Source organism: Treponema sp. OMZ 790 (genome assembly GCF_024181285.1).
Lineage (GTDB): Bacteria > Spirochaetota > Spirochaetia > Treponematales > Treponemataceae > Treponema_B.
On record NZ_CP051201.1, the window covers coordinates 1,423,634 to 1,441,496 of the forward strand.

General features: G+C 39.3%; 13 protein-coding genes. 7 read left to right on the forward strand and 6 right to left on the reverse strand.

Features of this window, described 5'->3' with window-relative positions; genetic code table 11:
- Positions 1-51: 51 nt before the first annotated feature.
- The 6 genes from E4O01_RS06935 to coaD form a co-directional block, all read right to left on the reverse strand.
- Positions 52-441, reverse strand: a complete 390-nt coding sequence (locus E4O01_RS06935) for a type II toxin-antitoxin system HicB family antitoxin (RefSeq protein ID WP_253687508.1) — start codon at positions 439-441, stop codon at positions 52-54.
- Positions 442-467: 26 nt separating this feature from the next.
- Positions 468-635 carry a type II toxin-antitoxin system HicA family toxin gene (locus E4O01_RS06940; RefSeq protein WP_253695049.1) on the reverse strand — a complete coding sequence of 56 codons (168 nt, stop codon included), beginning with the start codon at positions 633-635 and terminating at the stop codon, positions 468-470.
- A gap of 77 nt (positions 636-712) precedes the next feature.
- On the reverse strand, positions 713-1,234 hold the full coding sequence (locus tag E4O01_RS06945) for a histidine phosphatase family protein (protein WP_253695050.1): 522 nt from the start codon (positions 1,232-1,234) through the stop codon (positions 713-715).
- Between the two features lie 5 nt (positions 1,235-1,239).
- Positions 1,240-3,957: a valine--tRNA ligase gene (locus E4O01_RS06950; protein ID WP_253695051.1), complete on the reverse strand. Its 2,718-nt coding sequence runs from the start codon at positions 3,955-3,957 to the stop codon at positions 1,240-1,242.
- 131 nt (positions 3,958-4,088) lie between these two features.
- Entirely contained in the window at positions 4,089-5,894 is a 1,806-nt protein-coding gene (gene lepA / locus E4O01_RS06955) for a translation elongation factor 4 (RefSeq protein ID WP_253695052.1), read from the reverse strand.
- A gap of 98 nt (positions 5,895-5,992) precedes the next feature.
- Positions 5,993-6,478, reverse strand: a complete 486-nt coding sequence (gene coaD / locus E4O01_RS06960) for a pantetheine-phosphate adenylyltransferase (RefSeq protein ID WP_253695053.1) — start codon at positions 6,476-6,478, stop codon at positions 5,993-5,995.
- A gap of 104 nt (positions 6,479-6,582) precedes the next feature.
- Between coaD and E4O01_RS06965 the strand changes: the two genes are divergently transcribed.
- From E4O01_RS06965 to E4O01_RS06995, 7 genes are all read left to right on the forward strand, one after another.
- Positions 6,583-8,454, forward strand: coding sequence for a hypothetical protein (locus E4O01_RS06965; RefSeq protein ID WP_253695054.1), 1,872 nt, complete (start codon positions 6,583-6,585; stop codon positions 8,452-8,454).
- 31 nt (positions 8,455-8,485) lie between these two features.
- A complete protein-coding gene (locus tag E4O01_RS06970) occupies positions 8,486-10,357 on the forward strand; it encodes a ribonuclease catalytic domain-containing protein (protein ID WP_253695055.1) in 1,872 nt (623 codons plus the stop codon).
- Between the two features lie 13 nt (positions 10,358-10,370).
- Positions 10,371-11,870, forward strand: coding sequence for an NAD(P)H-hydrate dehydratase (locus E4O01_RS06975; protein ID WP_253695056.1), 1,500 nt, complete (start codon positions 10,371-10,373; stop codon positions 11,868-11,870).
- Positions 11,867-13,855, forward strand: a complete 1,989-nt coding sequence (uvrB, locus tag E4O01_RS06980) for an excinuclease ABC subunit UvrB (RefSeq protein WP_253678817.1) — start codon at positions 11,867-11,869, stop codon at positions 13,853-13,855. The genes E4O01_RS06975 and uvrB overlap by 4 nt, the downstream gene beginning before the upstream one ends.
- 17 nt (positions 13,856-13,872) lie before the next feature.
- Positions 13,873-14,604, forward strand: coding sequence for an ABC transporter ATP-binding protein (locus tag E4O01_RS06985; protein WP_253695057.1), 732 nt, complete (start codon positions 13,873-13,875; stop codon positions 14,602-14,604).
- Positions 14,605-14,680: 76 nt separating this feature from the next.
- Entirely contained in the window at positions 14,681-16,672 is a 1,992-nt protein-coding gene (locus tag E4O01_RS06990; RefSeq protein ID WP_253695058.1) for an ABC transporter permease, read from the forward strand.
- A gap of 181 nt (positions 16,673-16,853) precedes the next feature.
- Positions 16,854-17,852: an ORF6N domain-containing protein gene (locus E4O01_RS06995; RefSeq protein WP_253695059.1), complete on the forward strand. Its 999-nt coding sequence runs from the start codon at positions 16,854-16,856 to the stop codon at positions 17,850-17,852.
- The last annotated feature ends 11 nt before the right edge of the window (positions 17,853-17,863 follow it).

A 17,863-nucleotide genomic window follows, 5' to 3' on the forward strand; every position in this document is an offset into this window, starting at 1 on the left:
AAAAAGCAAGGCATTGCAAGAATTCTGCGGTTAAATAAAATTTTTGTTCGACTAATTACACAATTCGGTCAACGCAGTTTCCAATGCTTGAGAAAAATTTATACCTTTAAGTTCAGCTTTACATTTTAGGCTATATGGTATAGTACAATTTGTACGAACTCTCCTGTTGTCCATCTCAGCTTTTATAAAGTCAGGATAGATAGTAATAGGACAAACTATATCGCCTTGATTTGTTTGTAGGAGTGTAAAATCTTCACGGGGCAATGTACTCCCATCTTTTTCTATTCCGTAGACATGAAGCTCTAAAGCTTCTTTTGCCATAGCTTGTGCATCATAAAAATCTTGACCGCAGCTTACACAGCCTAAAAGGCTAGGAAAATATACACTATAAGCTCCGTTTTCTGCCGGTTCAAAAACTGCCAGATATGTAAGTTTTCTCAATTTAATATCTCCTATTTTAACCCTGCTTATTTTAATATACTGTTTAATGTTCCGGCTTTTAAATCTCCCTTATGAAAGGGAATAGTTATTTTGCCGCTTTTTTCATCATGTTTTAACTGATAATGAGAACCTTTTGTTTCACATATATACCAACCGTTTTGTTGAAGCAGTCTAAGTATTTCTTTTGCTGTCATAAGCTATTATACGCATTGTCAAGTATTCGTATAAAGAAAATTTAATTTGATTGATTTTATAGATATACAAAACACAATCAAAATCTCTCAAACTCAACAATTTCACCATGATGAGGATGACAGTGACCTGTAACGGTTTCAATCATCATCCCGTGGGCTGCTACTATTACCTTTTTATAATGGGAATATTTTTTTAGAACTTTAAGAACGCGATTTTTAATCATTTCGGCAGTTTCCCAAGGCTCATCTTTACAGTCGGGATATTTTCCATTATTTTCATAGTAGGCTTTATGATAGGCAAAAGCCGTTTTTTCATCTTCATAAATAAAATTCTTATTGGCCAGCCATTCATGTAAATCAGTTTCAATTACAATATCTGCTCCCAATTCCTTAGATAAAATTGCAGCTGTCTGCACGGCTCGCGTATAAGGGGAACTCAGGATAATATCAGCTCCTTGGAGTCTCTTATCTTTACAAGCCGCCTTTACCTGCTCTACACCGGCTTTGCTCAATGGTAAAAGATTTACCCCGAAGCCTTGGTATATTTTTTTATTTCTATTGATATCATCGCTCTCGCCGTGCCGTAAAAAATAAAACATTTTTCTTAAACCATTCCCTGTAAATACCCCTTTAGTTTTTCGATACGGCGTAAAAACTCTGTAAGCTTTTCTTTTTCGCCTTCGATGACTTCGCTCGGAGCATTTTTGACAAAATTTTCGTTTTTGAGTTTTAAATCTATCTTTGAAGCATTTTGCTCATTTTTTTCAAGCTCTTTTTCAAACCTCTTTTTTAGCTGTTCGATATCGATTGAGTCTCCCGTTATCAAAAAGGCTTCAAAGCCTGCTCCCACTACACCGATTGAAGAGGCCGGTTTTTCATTAAGCGAAGAAATAAAGCTTAAGTCGGAAAGACCTGAAAGCATTTTAATTATTTCGGCATTTTCACGGGCGGCTTGGGCAGGAGAATTTTTTTCGATATAAAGAGAAACTTTCAGCTTAACTTGAGGGTCTATGCCGCATTCGGCGCGTAAGGCCCTGATGTTGCGGACTATTTCCTGCATGGTTCTAAAGCGGATGGAAGCGGCCTCGTCTATGCGCTCTTTTTTTTCTTCCGGGTAATCGGAGGTCATCAAAATCTCGGCACGGGCCAAGGCGCCTTCGGCACAATTTTTAGGCAGTTTGGAATAAATCTCTTCTGTAACAAAGGCCAAGAACGGATGAAGGAGGCGTAAGGATTCTTCCAAGACGGCAAGAAGCACCGAGGCTGCCCTATTCTTCTCTTTTTCGTCCCCGTATTTAAATGAAAGCTTGGTTCCTTCAACATACCAATCGCAAAAATTATTCCAAAAGAATTCGTAAACCTTTTGAGCCGCCTCATTGTAGCGGTAAAAATCAAGGCTTGCCCTTACGACTTGAGCTGCCTCGTTAAGCTCGTGATAGATCCAGCGGTCAAGTTCTTTTAAGCTTTCCCGGCTTACAGGCACAATAGTTCTTCCTGCAAGGTTTCCTAAAATATAACGCGAAGCATTCCAAACCTTGTTTGCAAATTTCGAGCCGAGCTTAAAGCTTTCCATGTCGATTAAAAAATCCTGACTTTGGGAGCCGCACATAAAGGTAAGAGTAAACTTCATGGCATCAGCCCCATACTCTTCGATGGCTACGAGGGGATCAATTCCGTTCCCTAAGCTCTTACTCATCTTGCGGCCCTGTTTATCCCTAACCAAGCCGTGTATAAAAATATCCTTAAACGGAGCCTTGCCCGTAAACTGTAAGGAAGCCATAATCATCCTGGCTACCCAAAAGAAGATTATATCGTGCCCCGTAACAAGGGCCGAGGTTGGGAAAAAGCGTTCGAGGTCTTCGGTTTTTTCTGGCCAGCCGAGGGTCGAAAAGGGCCAAAGCCAGCTTGAAAACCAGGTGTCTAGAACATCCTCATCCTGCCTTATATTTTTTGACTTACAGTGAGGACATTCGGTAATATCCGTGCGGCTTACTATTGTTTTGCCGCAGTCGGAACAGTACCAGACAGGAATACGGTGCCCCCACCAAAGCTGACGGGAAATACACCAGTCGCGGATATTGTTCATCCAGTGAGCATAAGTGTTCTCCCATTTTTGAGGATAAAAAACAACCTCGCCTTTTTTCCATGCGTCTAAGGCTTTTTCTGCCAAGGGCTGCATTTTTACAAACCATTGTTTTGAAACATAGGGCTCTATAGTTGTGTGACAGCGGTAGCAGCAGCCTACAGCGTGCTTTATTTTTTCTTCATTTTTAAAAAGCCCCAAGGCTTCCAAGTCTTCGATCACGGCCTTGCGCGCTTTTTCAGGTGAAAGGCCGCGGTATTTTTCGGGAACAGCCTCGTTCAAGGTTCCGTCGGGGTTTAAGATATTGAGAACCGGAAGATTATGTCTCCTGCCTACTTCCCAGTCATTGGGGTCATGGGCAGGAGTTATCTTTACGACACCTGTCCCGAATTCCCTGTCAACGTAAGAATCGGCAATAACAGGAATCCTTCTATTTGCGAGAGGAAGAATTACTTCCTTTCCTATGATGGATGCATAACGCGGATCTTCAGGATGAACTGCGATGGCTGTATCTCCTAAAAGGGTTTCGGGACGGGTGGTCGCAATTTCGATTCTTGTTATTTTTTCTCCTTGCTCATTTTGTAAAACTGCCCCGTCAGCCAGTTCGTAATAAATATGGTACATGCCGCCCTTTCTCTCTTCATGTTCAACCTCATCATCGGAAATTGCCGTACCGCATGAGGGGCACCAGTTTACAAGGTAGTTTCCCTGATAGATAAGCCCTTGCTCATAAAGAGAAACAAAGACCTCCCTTACAGCCTTGGAAAGCCCCTCATCTAGGGTAAAGCGTTCCCTGTCCCAGTCAACCGAAACGCCCATTTTTCTGAGCTGTTCCGTTATAATCGAGTGGTGCTCATTTTTAACTTCCCAAACTTTTTCTATGAAGGCTTCCCTTCCGAGATCGTGCCTCGTCTTGCCTTCAGCCTTTAGTTTTTTTTCTACAACGGATTGGGTTGCGATACCTGCATGATCGGTTCCGGGAATCCAAAGAGTTTCATTCCCCTTCATGCGGTGATAGCGTACAATTACGTCCTGCAAGGTTTCATCGAGGGCATGGCCTACATGGAGAACGCCCGTAACATTGGGAGGCGGAATGACGACCGTAAAGGTGTTTTTGGTGTTTTTCTTTTTTACCGGGCTAAAGCACTTATTTGCTTCCCAAAAAGAATAAATACGCTCTTCAAATTCTTTAGGATTATAAGATTTTTCCAATTCAATCGCCTGCAATTTTTCGCTCATTGTTTTCTCCGGTTATTTTTAAAATACGAGGAAGGATTATAATATTAAAGAGGGAAAATTTCAAGTAGGACTGATTAAGAGCCACGGAAGCAACCTCAGTTCTCCGAACGAGGCCGCCTCCCTCTAAAAGTTTAATCTTCCTTGGTTTTCAATACGGCTAAGAATGCTGACTGCGGGAGCTCGACATCTCCTATCATCTTCATGCGTTTTTTTCCTTCCTTTTGCTTTTCGAGGAGTTTGCGCTTTCGGGTAATATCTCCTCCGTAGCACTTGGCCAGAACGTCTTTACGCAGGGCAGAAATTGTTTCCCTCGCTATTATCTGGCTTCCTATAGCTCCCTGAATCGGAATCTTAAACTGTTGGCGCGGTATTTCGTCTTTAAGCTTTTCGCAGACAAGACGGGCCTTGTCGTAGGCACTCGGCTTATAAGCAAGCTGAGCAAGGGCATCAACCGGCTTTCCGTTAATCAAAATATCTATCTTTGCCAAGTCGGTGGGCCGGGTTCCTATAACTTCGTAATCAAAGGAGGCATAGCCCCGGCTTATGCTTTTAAGCCTGTCATAGAACTCAAACAAAACCTCGGCCAAGGGCATCTCATAAGTCATCTCGACCCTTTTTTCATCCAAATAGGTCATGTTGGTCTGCACTCCCCGCTTTTCCATACAGAGAGACATAACGTTTCCAAGATAGGCTGCAGGCGTTATAACCGTCGCTTTTATATAGGGCTCCTCGGCGGAGGCTATAAGACCCTCATCGGGATAATCGGCCGGGTTATCGCAAATAATTTCTTCTCCCGTGCGCATTGTAAGTTTATAGCGTACCGAGGGGGCCGTAAAGATAACCGACTGATCGAATTCTCTTTCCAACCTTTCTTGTACGATTTCAAGATGGAGGAGGCCCAAAAAACCGCACCTAAAGCCGTGACCGAGGGCAAGGGATGAATCCTTTTCCCATGTTAGGCTTGCATCGTTCAGTTTTAATTTTTCAAAGGACTCGCGGAGCTCCTCGTAGTCGTTTGTGTCTGTGGGATAAACGGAAGAAAAAACTACGGGCTTTACCTCTTTAAAGCCGGATAATGGAGCCTTGCAGGGAGCTGCTGCATCGGTGATGGTGTCTCCTACTCCTACATCCGAAACGGTTTTAATACCTGCAATTATATAGCCTACCTCTCCTGCCTGCAAGGAATCCTGTTTGACAAGGTCGAGGACAAAGGTTCCGGTTTCTTCTACCTTGTACTCGCCTCCCGTATTCATAAAGCGGATTGTCATTCCCGGTTTTATCATTCCTTCAAAAACACGCACGTGGACTACAACTCCTCTGTAGGGGTCATAGTGACAGTCGAAGATAAGGGCCTGTAAGGGATTTTCCTTTGAACCCTTGGGCGGCGGAAAAGCCGTTACTATAGACTCAAAGAGGGCATCGATATTTTCGCCTGTCTTTGCAGAAACTGCAACGGCCGCATCGGAATCAAGCCCCAGGTCGTGGTCTATCTGATGCTTTGCAGCGTCCACATCGGCGGCAGGCAGATCTATCTTGTTTATTACGGGGAGAATTTCCAAGTCATGTTCAAGAGCAAGATACATATTTGAAAGGGTTTGGGACTCAACACCTTGAGTGGCATCCACTATTAAGATAGCCCCTTCGCATGAGGCAATGGCACGCGAAACCTCGTAGGAAAAGTCTACGTGACCGGGAGTATCTACAAAGTTTAAAACATAGTTTTTACCGTCCTTAGCCGTGTAAGGAATGCGGACTGCGTGGCTTTTTATGGTAATACCCCGCTCTCTTTCTATGTCCATATCGTCTGTCATCTGATTGCGGTGATAGCGCTCATCGATTATCTTAGTCTTTTCAATGAGCCTATCGGAGAGGGTTGATTTACCGTGGTCTATGTGAGCTACAATACAAAAATTGCGTATATTTTCAGGATTTAACATAGGGTGTATTATAATGAAAAAAAGCGATTGTGTCAATTTTCAATTAGGATGCCCGGCATCTGAATATCTTATAGGGCACTGCACTTGAAAATCTTAGACTATCTCAAATCCTCTATTTTTTCCTTTAAGGCCTTTTCGACTATGGGAGGAACCATGCCGGAAAGGTTGCCCTTGAAGGCAGCCAATTCCTTTATGGAACTTGAACGCAGTACAAAGTACTTTGTGTCGGGAACCATAAAAACGGTTTCTATCTTTTGATTTAAGCCCTTATTCATAATGGCAAGATCGAATTCGTAAGAAAAATCGGAAACATTCCGCACTCCGCGGATTAAAACATTTGCCCCGATTTTTTCGGCATAGTTTACTATCAGCGAATTCCAAGTATTTACAAAAACATTATCCCATTTTTGGGTAAGTTCCTTCATCATGTGTTTACGCTCTTCACCTGAAAACAAATAGTTTTTGTTGTTATTTACGGCGATTACTACATGCACCTCGGTGAATATCTTTTGAGCTCTTTCAATTACGTTTAAATGCCCGAAAGTGGGCGGATCAAAGGATCCTGCAAAAACAGCTTTTACCATTGGCCTACTCTAACATATTATGGGGGCTTTAATCAACAGGCTTTGAAATTTTTAATTTATTCCAAAATCTTGCTAAAAATCCCATATTGTGCTATTATATGAGAATGATAAAGGGAAAAATTATGCGTAAACTTTGTTGTTTTATTCTCATTTTAGCGCTTTTTCAAGGCTACGCTCACGGCTTTGCACAAGAAAATGGAAAATCAATCAAGGAAATAAGAATAGATGTCATGGATTTTTATCGAAGCGAAATATCTTCGGCATCGATGAAAGAGATATCGGCTGACAATTTGGGTGTCTGGCAGGAAGTACTCAACGCTTCTCTTTTTATGCTGATAAGAAATAACGAGCTTTACCGGGGAAGAATGCGGCTAATTGTAGAAGAAAATCAAATAATAAAATGTGAAATTTATCCCGACGGAACAGTTTTGGTAAGCACAGGGCTTTTTGACTACATAGAAGCCCGGATAGCCGAAAATTTGGCAGCTTCTCCTCGAAGAATAAAAAATTTAAATATGGAAAGAGAAAAGATGCTTTCAGCCTTTTTGGCCGATGCGGCTGCATCTTTTGCTCTTGACAATAAATTAGTTTATTTTTCGGATCCGAAAAGGAGTGAAGATAAAAACAAGGAACTTTTAAAAAGCTATAATTTAGCGGCCGACAATTTCGCCTTAATTCTTTTAAAACTTGCAGGTTACGATTCAAACATTTTTTATAACCATCTTGAAGAACTAAAAAGAATTCAAACAGATCCCAATTACGCAAAAAGATTTGAAACTTTTTTTACCGATAACTTTTTACCGCAACAGCGGATAAGTAATTTACTTAAACACAAGGATGAGGCCGAAGCCATTGCAGACGAAATTTACTACATACTCGATGCCATTCGAAATGATAATGAAAACGCAATTGAAGATGCAAAACAAAGAGTTTCAGCCTTAAGAACAGCCTTTCCCAACAATATATATTTTAAAAGATTGGCAGCCATAATAACGCATAAAAAATGGGAATCGAGTATTATACAAAAAACACTTTTGACGGCTTACCCTGCAGCTGCACAAAATTCTAAAGTTGTAGATAAAAACTATGAAATTCTAAATTTCGATCCTAAAAGCCTTTTGATAGATCAAAGAAAAGAAGATGAATCGGATATTCCCGGAAATATAAACGATTATGATGAAGCAGTCAGAGCTTATAACAGTTATCTTAATTCAATTCAGGAGTCAGGAATGGAATCGGCCTATGCCGTTCTTCTTTTTTATTCCACCCATGCAAACGATAAAACTTATGCACTGTCTCTTGCCGAAAAAGCAGCTTTAAGCGAAAACGGAACCGGAAGCCTTGTTGCATCGGCAAATTATGCTTCTCTTTTATACCTTTCTCAAAAAGACTATACAAAGTCAAAAATAATTTTAGAGTCAATGATAAAAAATAGTTCAACTGCAAACATGGATTCGCTATTTTTAATTACAGGAAGCATAATAGATCAAAGACTTATAATTTTTAATTATGCAAGAGTTCTTTTTGGTTTAGGCGAAGTGAACAAGGCCTTCAAGGCAAGAGAACAATTACGCAATTTAATTTTCTCCATGGAAAAATATGCACCCATTATTTTAAAAAAGATTAAACTTGAAGACACCACAGACGATTTAATCGAATATTGGGGAAAACCTTCAGGAATAAAATACAATTATTTTTCCGAAAAATGGTATTATGATTTTTTAAATGCCGAAGTTTCGATTTCGACTGCAACAAACAACAATATAGAAAAAATTTCAATTTTTGCAGGCTCTAATTTGTCGTTACCGAATGACTTAAGAATAGGTGAAAGCAGAAAATCTTTTGAAAGTTTTTTCGGCCCCTCTCTTTACATATCCGGCGATTTGGAAAACTATTTTTATAAAGCAAATAAAATTCAGGTTTTCTATTTAAACGGTTTTATAAGACAGATTTTTATCACAAAACTTGAATCATAATATTTGCTATAGTTTAATGTAAGGAATAAAAATGAATACAAATGCAATCGTCCTATATAAAAACCGTCCGGCACTAATAAAAGGACAGACCGACGGTAAATTTGAAATAGAAACGGAAGCAGGAATCAAAAAGGTACGCGAAAAAGATTTTTCTCTTTTAACCACGAATAATTCCGCATCCTTAAAAACCGTTTTAACAGCAGCCTGCCAGGCTCCGGATTTTACGGAAGCAGCCGAGTTTTTTGAAGAAGGCTCTGCCCTCTTTTCGGAGATAGCCGAACTGGTTTGGGAAGATTTAAAACCCGAACAGATGTGGGCGGCGTGGCTTTTGGTATCGGCCTCTCCTCTTTTTATTGCAGAAAGCCCTGACCTTCCGATTAAGATAAGAACAAAGGAAGAAGCCGAGGCAATCGCCGCTGCCGCAATAAAAAAAGAAACCGAAAAACAGGCGGAAGAGCAAGACAGAAAAGACTTTATAAACGATCTATCCAAATTTATAAAGGAAAAAAAGGGAGAAACTTTCGACTTAAAAAAATATTCTCACTTTTTGCAGGAAATAGAAGCCCTCGCCTTGGAAAAAACCGACAAGTCAAAGCTCTTAAATGAAGCTCACTTAAAAGAAACTCCGGAATCGGCTCATAAGATTTTAATCCGGACAGGCTATTGGAAGATAGAAAAAAATCCCTACCCCACCCGCTTTAAACATCCCTTAAATTCGCCAAAGCTGGAGTTACCTCCTATCGAGCATAATCAAAAATACCAAGATTTAACACACATTACTTCTTATGCAATAGACAACGAAGGCAGCACCGATCCCGACGATGCCGTCTGTTTTGACGGAGAATATTTGTGGATTCATATTGCGAACCCGGCCGACATAATTACCCCCGATTCCAAAAGCGATATGGATGCAAGAAAACGGGGAGCCACCCTCTACATTCCTGAAGGAGTGTCCCGAATGTTGGGAGAATCGGCAGTAGATGCCTTTGCCCTCGGTCTCCACCCCGATTCCTATGCCCTGTCGTTTAAACTAAAATTAAACGAGGCGGCGGAAATTCTCGACGTAGATATTTTGCGTACCAAGATAAGGGTGAGCTGTATAAGTTTTGAAAAGGCTGATGAAGAAAAGACGAGTGCAAGCCTAAAGCCTCTTTTTGAAATAGCGGAAAAAAACAGAAAAAAACGGGAAGCGGCCGGAGCAGTTTCGATAGACATGCCCGAAGTTCAAATAAAGGTAGAAACCGAAAATGAAACTCAAAAGGTTTTTATTCTTCCCTATAATTTTACCGAATCTTTTTTGATGATAAAGGAAATGATGCTCCTTGCAGGAGAGGCAGCTGCCCGCTTTGCCTTTAAAAACAATATTCCCTTTCAATTTGTAAGTCAGGAAGCTCCGGAGCTTCCTAAAAAACTTCCCGATGGGCTTGCAGGCGAATACCGAAAAAGAAAGGCGATGCGGCCGAGAAATGTCGGCACAATTCCTGCAATGCACTCGGCTCTCGGAATTGCAATGTACAGCCAAATTACAAGCCCTCTCCGCCGCTACGGCGACTTGGTTGCCCACCAACAGCTTTTAAAATTTATCGACGGAAAAGAGGTGATGAAAACCGATGACCTTCTTATGCGTATAGCGGCAGGAGACATTGCAGGCAAAAATTGTTCCTATGCCGAAAGAGCATCCCGCCAACACTGGACCTTGATCTATCTTTTACAAAATCCTGACTGGCAGGGAGAAGCCGTAATCCTCGAAACAATAAAAAACACGGCCCGCATTTCAATTCCGTCTATAGGCTATGAAACCGAGATGAGATTAAAAAAAGAATTATCGATTAACGAGCGCATAAATGTAAAAGCGGAGGATATAGATATTCCGAATCTGACTGTAAGATTTGTGCAAGTGTAAAAGGACAAGACCTATGCAAAATGTTTTTTATTCTTTAAGAGAATTGGATAAAAGAGCCGAAGAAGATTTTAATTTAAAAAACGGAATCTTAATGGAAAATGCCGCCCGCGGTTCCGCAGAAAAAATTAAAAATCTTTTTCCCCTAAAAAAAGGAGAAGCAAAAAAAACTTTACAGATTCTTTGCGGTTCAGGCGACAACGGCGGGGACGGTTTAGCCCTTGCAAGAATCTTGGCCGATGATTTTAATCTTCATGTCGTACTTTTAAAAGAACCTAAGTCGGAACTGTGTAAGCTGCAATACGAAAGATTAAAAGCCTTGAATATCAAAACAGCAAAAAATATCCTGCCCGAATCTGATCTTCTTTTTGATGCATTTTTAGGAACGGGCTTAAAAGGATTTTTAAAAGACGAAGATAAAAAAACAATAGAAAAGATAAATAAGGTCAAGGCTTTTAAGATTGCCTGCGATATACCGAGCGGCTTAAACCTTGACGGAGAAGTAAGTCCCGATGCTGTTGTATGTAACAGTACATTTTCGATGGGAGCCTTAAAGGAAGCCTTTTACTCCGATGAGGCAAAGGATATTACGGGAAAAATAGAGGTGATAGACCTTGGCCTCCCTCGCTCCTCCTACGAGAAAAACGAAAGGCCCGATGTTTTTTTACTCGAAAAAGAAGACTTAAAGCTCCCTTCAAGAAAAAAACAAAACACCCATAAGGGAACTTTTGGACATGCAGGAATAATTATGGGAGAAAAAAGCGGAGCCTCTCTTTTGGCTGCCTCTGCCGCCTTGGAGTTCGGCTCAGGCCTTGTAACATTGATAGGGGAAAATCCGGAAAGTCCTAAAAACCTAAAAGCAGATTTTATGTATGACGGCGAATTTAAAGCCTGCAAATCAGGCATAAATAAATTTACAAGCCTTGCCATAGGTCAAGGCCTTGGAAGAAAAAACGACGAGCTTTTTTCTATTCTAAAAATAAAGGGAAACAGATCAATGCCTATGGTGCTCGATGCAGACATTTTTTATTATAACGAATTAAAAGAAATTTTACCCAAATTAAACTCGGCGGTTTTAACTCCTCACCCAAAAGAATTTTCTTCACTTTTAAATATTGCAGGATTAGGAAATTTAAGTATTGAAGAAATACAAAAAAAACGCATTCCCTTAGCCTTAACTTTTTCAAAAAAATTCCCTAAACTTGTCCTCGTATTAAAGGGAGCGAATACCTTAATCGCCCATAACGGAAAAATATTTATCAACACGCTGGGTTCTCCGGCTCTTTCAAAGGCGGGCTCGGGCGATGTGCTCACAGGTCTTATATGCTCCCTCTTGGCCCAAGGGTACAGACCCCTCGATGCCGCAATTACAGGAAGCCTCGCCCACAGCCTTGCTTCTCAAAATACAAAAGCAAGCTATAGCTTAACGGCAAGCAAGCTCATCAAAAATTTGGAAAAATTGGAAGGTGAGCAATTAGAAGAAAACAAAATAATCGGATCAGGTAAAATAAAATGAAGCAGTTTAAACTTATTTCGGATTATAAACCCTCAGGAGATCAGGGAGAAGCCATCAAGGCTCTTTCAGAAGGGATCATCGCAGGCGATAAATTTCAAACCCTTAAAGGAGTTACGGGCTCGGGGAAAACTTTTACAATGGCAAATATAATTCAAGCCGTGCAAAAACCGACCCTCATCATAAGCCACAACAAAACCTTAGCAGCCCAGCTGTACAGAGAATTTAAAACCTTTTTCCCGGAAAATGCCGTCGAATACTTTGTCTCTTATTACGACTACTATCAGCCGGAAGCCTATGTTCCTGCCCGCGACCTTTATATAGAAAAGGACGCTTCAATAAACGACGAGATTGACCGCCTCCGTCTTTCGGCAACTTTCAGCCTTATGGAAAGAAAGGACGTTATAGTCGTTTCTACAGTTTCATGTATTTACGGTTTAGGCCTTCCCGAATCGTGGAGGGATTTACGCATAACCATAGAAAAGGGCGTGAACACCGAAATCGAAAAATTAAAAAAACAGCTTATAAGTTTGCAGTACGAAAGAAACGATGCAGTCCTCGAGCGAGGCCGCTTCCGCGTAAAAGGCGACGTTATGGAAATTTTTCCTGCCTACATGGAAGATGCCTACAGGGTCGAATTCGATTGGGAAGAAATCGTACGCATAAGAAAATTTAATCCGATTTCCGGAGAGGTGCTTCAAGAATATGAGGAGCTTTCCATTTATCCTGCAAAGCACTTTGTAATGCCCGAAGATGCCATTCCCAATGCCCTTGAAAGAATAAAAAAAGAATTGGAAGAAAGGCTGAAAGTTTTGCACAAAGAAGGAAAACTCCTTGAAGCCGAAAGGTTAAAAACCAGAACCGAGTACGATATAGAAATGCTTTCGGAGATGGGCTATTGCCCCGGCATCGAAAACTACTCGGCTCCCATAGCAAACAGAAAACCCGGAGAGCCTCCAGCAACCCTCTTTCATTATTTCCCCGAGGACTTTTTATTGTTCATGGATGAAAGCCATGTTACCTTTCCGCAGGTAGGAGCTATGTATGAAGGAGACCGGAGCAGAAAACAAAACCTTGTAGACTTCGGCTTCCGTCTTCCCTGCGCCTTAGACAACCGCCCTTTAAAAATCGGCGAGTTTGAAAAGATGCTCAATCAGGCAGTCTTTGTTTCCGCAACGCCTGGCCCAAAAGAAATAAAATATTCTACACGCATTGTCGAACAAGTAATACGCCCCACAGGCCTTTTGGATCCTATCATCGAAATTCATAAAAGCGAAGGACAGATGGAACATATCTATGATGAGGTTATGAAGCGCATTGCAAAAAAAGAAAGGAGCTTGATTTTGACCCTCACAAAAAAAATGGCTGAAGACCTCACCGATTATTTAACCGGCCTTGCCTTAAAGGTAAAATATATTCACAGCGAGGTTGAAACAATAGAGAGAGTCGAAATCTTAAAGGGCTTGCGTGCAGGGGAATTCGATGTGCTTATAGGAATAAACCTTTTAAGAGAGGGTATCGACCTACCCGAAGTTTCTTTTATAGGAATTCTCGATGCGGATAAGATAGGTTTTTTGCGCTCCACTACGAGTCTTATTCAGATTGTAGGACGGGCCGCCCGAAACGAAAACGGCAAGGTTGTTATGTATGCCGACAGAATAAGCGATGCGATGAAAGAAACAATTGAAGAAACAAACCGCCGCCGCTCAATTCAGGAAGCCTATAACAAGGAACACGGTATAACACCAAAGACAATAAAGAAAGCCATCGAAGATATTTTAACCAGAGAAAACGAAATCAAAAAAGAAGCAGCCCTTGCAGAAGCCGGCCCCCTTATCAGCAGTCTAAATATTTTAAACCCTGCCGACAGAAAAAAACTTATCAAAAAACTCGAAGCCCAAATGGCAGAATACGCCGACATGCTCATGTTTGAAGAGGCTGCCGTTATAAGAGATAAGATAGAAGAAGTAAGAAGAATAGGAAGCTAGGAAGCCGGGAGGAATTTATGGATATAAAAATTTTAAATGTAGGGAAAAAATACGGCACATCGCATATTACAAAGGCTCTTGATTCGGTGAGCTTTACAGTAAAAAGCGGTGAGTTTATTGCGATTATGGGGCCGTCGGGTTCCGGAAAAACGAGCCTTTTAAACATCATTGCTGCAATAGATACGGCTTCGGAGGGAAGCGTTCTTTTCGGAGATTTTGAGCTTACAAAAGCTTCAGCCGCAAACCTTGCCGAATTTAGAAAAGACAACTTAGGCTTCGTCTTTCAAAATTACAATCTCCTTGACACCTTAACCTTAGAAGAAAACATCTTACTTGCGTTGAGCCTTAACAAGCAAAGCAAAAAAGAAATGCTGGAGAGGGCAAAGGAATTGCAAGAGAATTTCGGGATTTACGGACTTCGCAACAAATATCCGCATGAGGTTTCAGGCGGAGAAAAACAGCGTTGTGCCTGTGCACGGGCTATTGCAAACAAGCCTGCCCTCGTTTTGGCAGATGAGCCGACAGGAGCCTTAGATTCTCATTCGGCACAAATTCTTTTGGAAACCTTTCAAAAAATGAACAGCGAAATGCACACCAGCATTTTGATGGTAACACATGATGTATTTTCAGCTTCTTATGCTAAAAGGCTCCTTTTTTTAAAGGACGGAAAATTGGTAAAAGAACTTTGCCGAAATGATCAAGACCGTAAAGCCTTTATGTTAGGAATTTATGACGAACTTTCTATTTAGTTTTTAGGGCATCTCTAAAAACCTTGTCGGATTTTTAGAGGTTCCCTTTGCATGATAAAGATGAGGAATATGCGAAATGTTTAGAAAATTAGCTTTTAATAATGCAAAAAAATCGGCAAAAGATTACGCCCTTTTTATATTCTCGATGATACAAATAAGTGCACTTCTTTATGCATTTAATTCTTTTATATTTGATTCTTCAATAAAATCTTTTATATTGCAGGAAGGCACCTCCGCAGCATTAATAGGGCTTGCCGACTTTTTTATTTTGTTTATTGCAGCATGGCTTGTGCGCTACATGATCTTTTTTATGATGAACACACGAAGCCGCGAATTTGCAATTTACCAACTCATAGGTATTCCGCCAAAAAAAATTGCCCGCATCTTTGTACGGGAAAATGCACTTTTAGGATTCGGCTCCTTTTGTATCGGTATGCCTGTAGGTATTTTAATGCAAGCCCTTTTAAAATACATCTTCTTTTTCTTTACAAGTCAAAAAATAGGAGCCCTTTTTTCGTTCCAATTGTGGGGGCTGACAATTGCATTCGGCATGTATTCATTTTTTTATCTTCTTGCCCTTTTACGGAGCGGGAGAAAACTAAAAAAATTGAGCATACAAAAATTACTTCTTGCCGAAGCTGAACATGAAAAACCTAAGGTAAAAAAGCATACGCTTTTATCGATAATATGTTTTGTAATTTCAATTGCTTTTTTTATCCATTATTTTATTATGCTCTTTACATACAGTATGAAAAATAGTGCCATTACACTGATATATCTCATTCTATTTGTTATTTCGATCTTTCTTTTTTACATCGGTATAACAGGCTTTTTATCTTTTTATGCAGAAAAAAAAGGCAAGGCTCTTTTTAAAAATTGTAATTTATTTATTATAAGGCAGCTTACTTCAAAAATAATCAGTATGCAAAAAACACTTGCAGGAGTTACGGCATTTATTACCCTCGGCATCCTGTCCTTGAGCCTTTCAATTTTATTCAATTTAATCGGACTAAAAAATATAGATTATTCATATCCCTTTGATCTTATCATTTATAATAAAGCGGCTGATTATAATTTTGATGAGTATATTAAATTAATTGAAAAAGAATTAACTATAACCGAAAAAATTACGCACACTATTTATACCGATAATCAATCAGCCATTCCTATTTTTCTTAAAAAAGAAATGGAAATATCAGACAAAGAATTTAAACAATGCGTTTATCAATCCCATGCCTTTTTGCTCTTAAGCGATTATAATGAACTCCGTACATCCCTAGGTTTAAAACCTGCAAATATAGCACAAGGTGAATATATTCTTCACACCAAAAAAAAGCTTTTAAAATTTTTAGATAGCTTTGATAAAGATAACAGCATATCACTGAATGGAAAGTTTTTACAATGCAAAGCCATTTATGATGAGGGCATCTCGCAAAACGGGCACTACGGAAGCGACTATATTCTTGTAGTTGCCGATTCATATAAAAAAGATTTGAGCCCATTTTATTCCGTTACGGCTTTGCATTGTAACGGCGAACTATCACGTCCATTATTAAAAAATCTGTATAAACTGGATAAAACAGAAGGAGAAGATCATGCAGGGGGTACAGACATGGTAATGACCGTGGGCAATAATTATTTGGTAGTCCGTCAATTTATTCTAACGGATATACTGCCTATTATCACCATGCTTTCCTTTGTACTTTTTTACATTGCAGCAAGTTTTATGTGTACCGTTTTAACAGTGCTTTCCATACAACAGCTTTCGGATGCAGTAAAATACCGATTCCGCTATACAATTCTGTTTCAATTAGGACTTTCGCCTTCAGACTTAAAAAAATTGATTTTAAAACAGCTCGCTTTTTATTTTTGTATTCCGGCGCTTTTGGGTATTCTATTAAGCGGAATGATTACTGTTTTTGTCGGTAACTTCTTTTGGTTTCATACAGGTCTTCTTGCTTCAGGCTTTATTCATTTTATATTCAGCCTCATTCCGTTTTTTATCATATATGGAATTTATTTCGGTATAACTTATAGGCTTTTTATAAAGAACACGGAATTAATATGAAAATAGCATTTTTAGATAGAGACGGCACTATCAATGCAGATTATCCGGATAAATTTTTATAAACTCTCAACTGCTTGAAAAATTAAAACTTATAATATAAAATATCGAAAAAGAGAGGATATGATAAACAGTTCGGCAGAAATTCACCCTCACTATTTATCTATATTTATAGGATATTAATATGGAAAAATTACAAAAAGAACCGGTCCCGGTAAATCAAAAAATAATTAAAGAAAAAATTTACACTATACGAGGACAAAAGGTGATGCTTGATCTCCACCTTGCTGAAATATATGGCTATGAAACAAAGAGGTTTAATGAACAAGTAAAAAGAAATATAGAGAAATTCGAAGATGACTTTATGTTCCAATTAACCGATGAAGAAGTGCAAATACTTTCAAGGTCGCATTTTGCGACCTTGAACAAAATAACGGGAAGAGGAAGCAATATCAAATACAAACCTTATGCCTTTACGGAACAAGGCATCTATATGCTTATGACAGTATTGAAGGGAGACCTTGCAATAAAACAAAGTAAGGCTTTAATAAGAATGTTTAAGCAAATGAAAGACTATCTAATCGAAAACCAAGATTTTATAAGCTCTAAAGAGCTGGCACAGATAGCAATACAAACAAACCAAAACACTAAAAATATATCGGAAATAAAATTACAAATGGCTACAAAAGAAGAATTAAAAAAGGTCATGGATAATTTTATTGATCCCGATACATATAAACACTTTTTGATTATGGACGGAAAGAAAATAGAAGCTGACATAGCCTATCAAAAGATATATAAATCTGCTAAGCATACTATTTATGTAGTAGATAACTACATAGGATTAAAAACGTTAGAATTATTAAGAGAAGCAAAGGAAAATATCACTATCAAAATTTTTACTGATAATATTAAACATCGTACTATGTTGACCGCTTCAATTTTAAAAGATTTTAAGATTGAGTATTCCAATATTTCTCTTTCCTTTCAAAAGACAAAAGGTAAATACCATGATAGATATATTGCAATAGATTATAACACAAAAAATGAAGCAATATATCATTGCGGAGGTTCTTCAAAAGATGCAGGTAATAAAATTACAAGTATTTTGAAGATTGATGATACGGTTCTTTATCATCCGATGTTTGATGAGTTATTATTAAATCCGGCATTAAAAATATAGGCAATATTTAA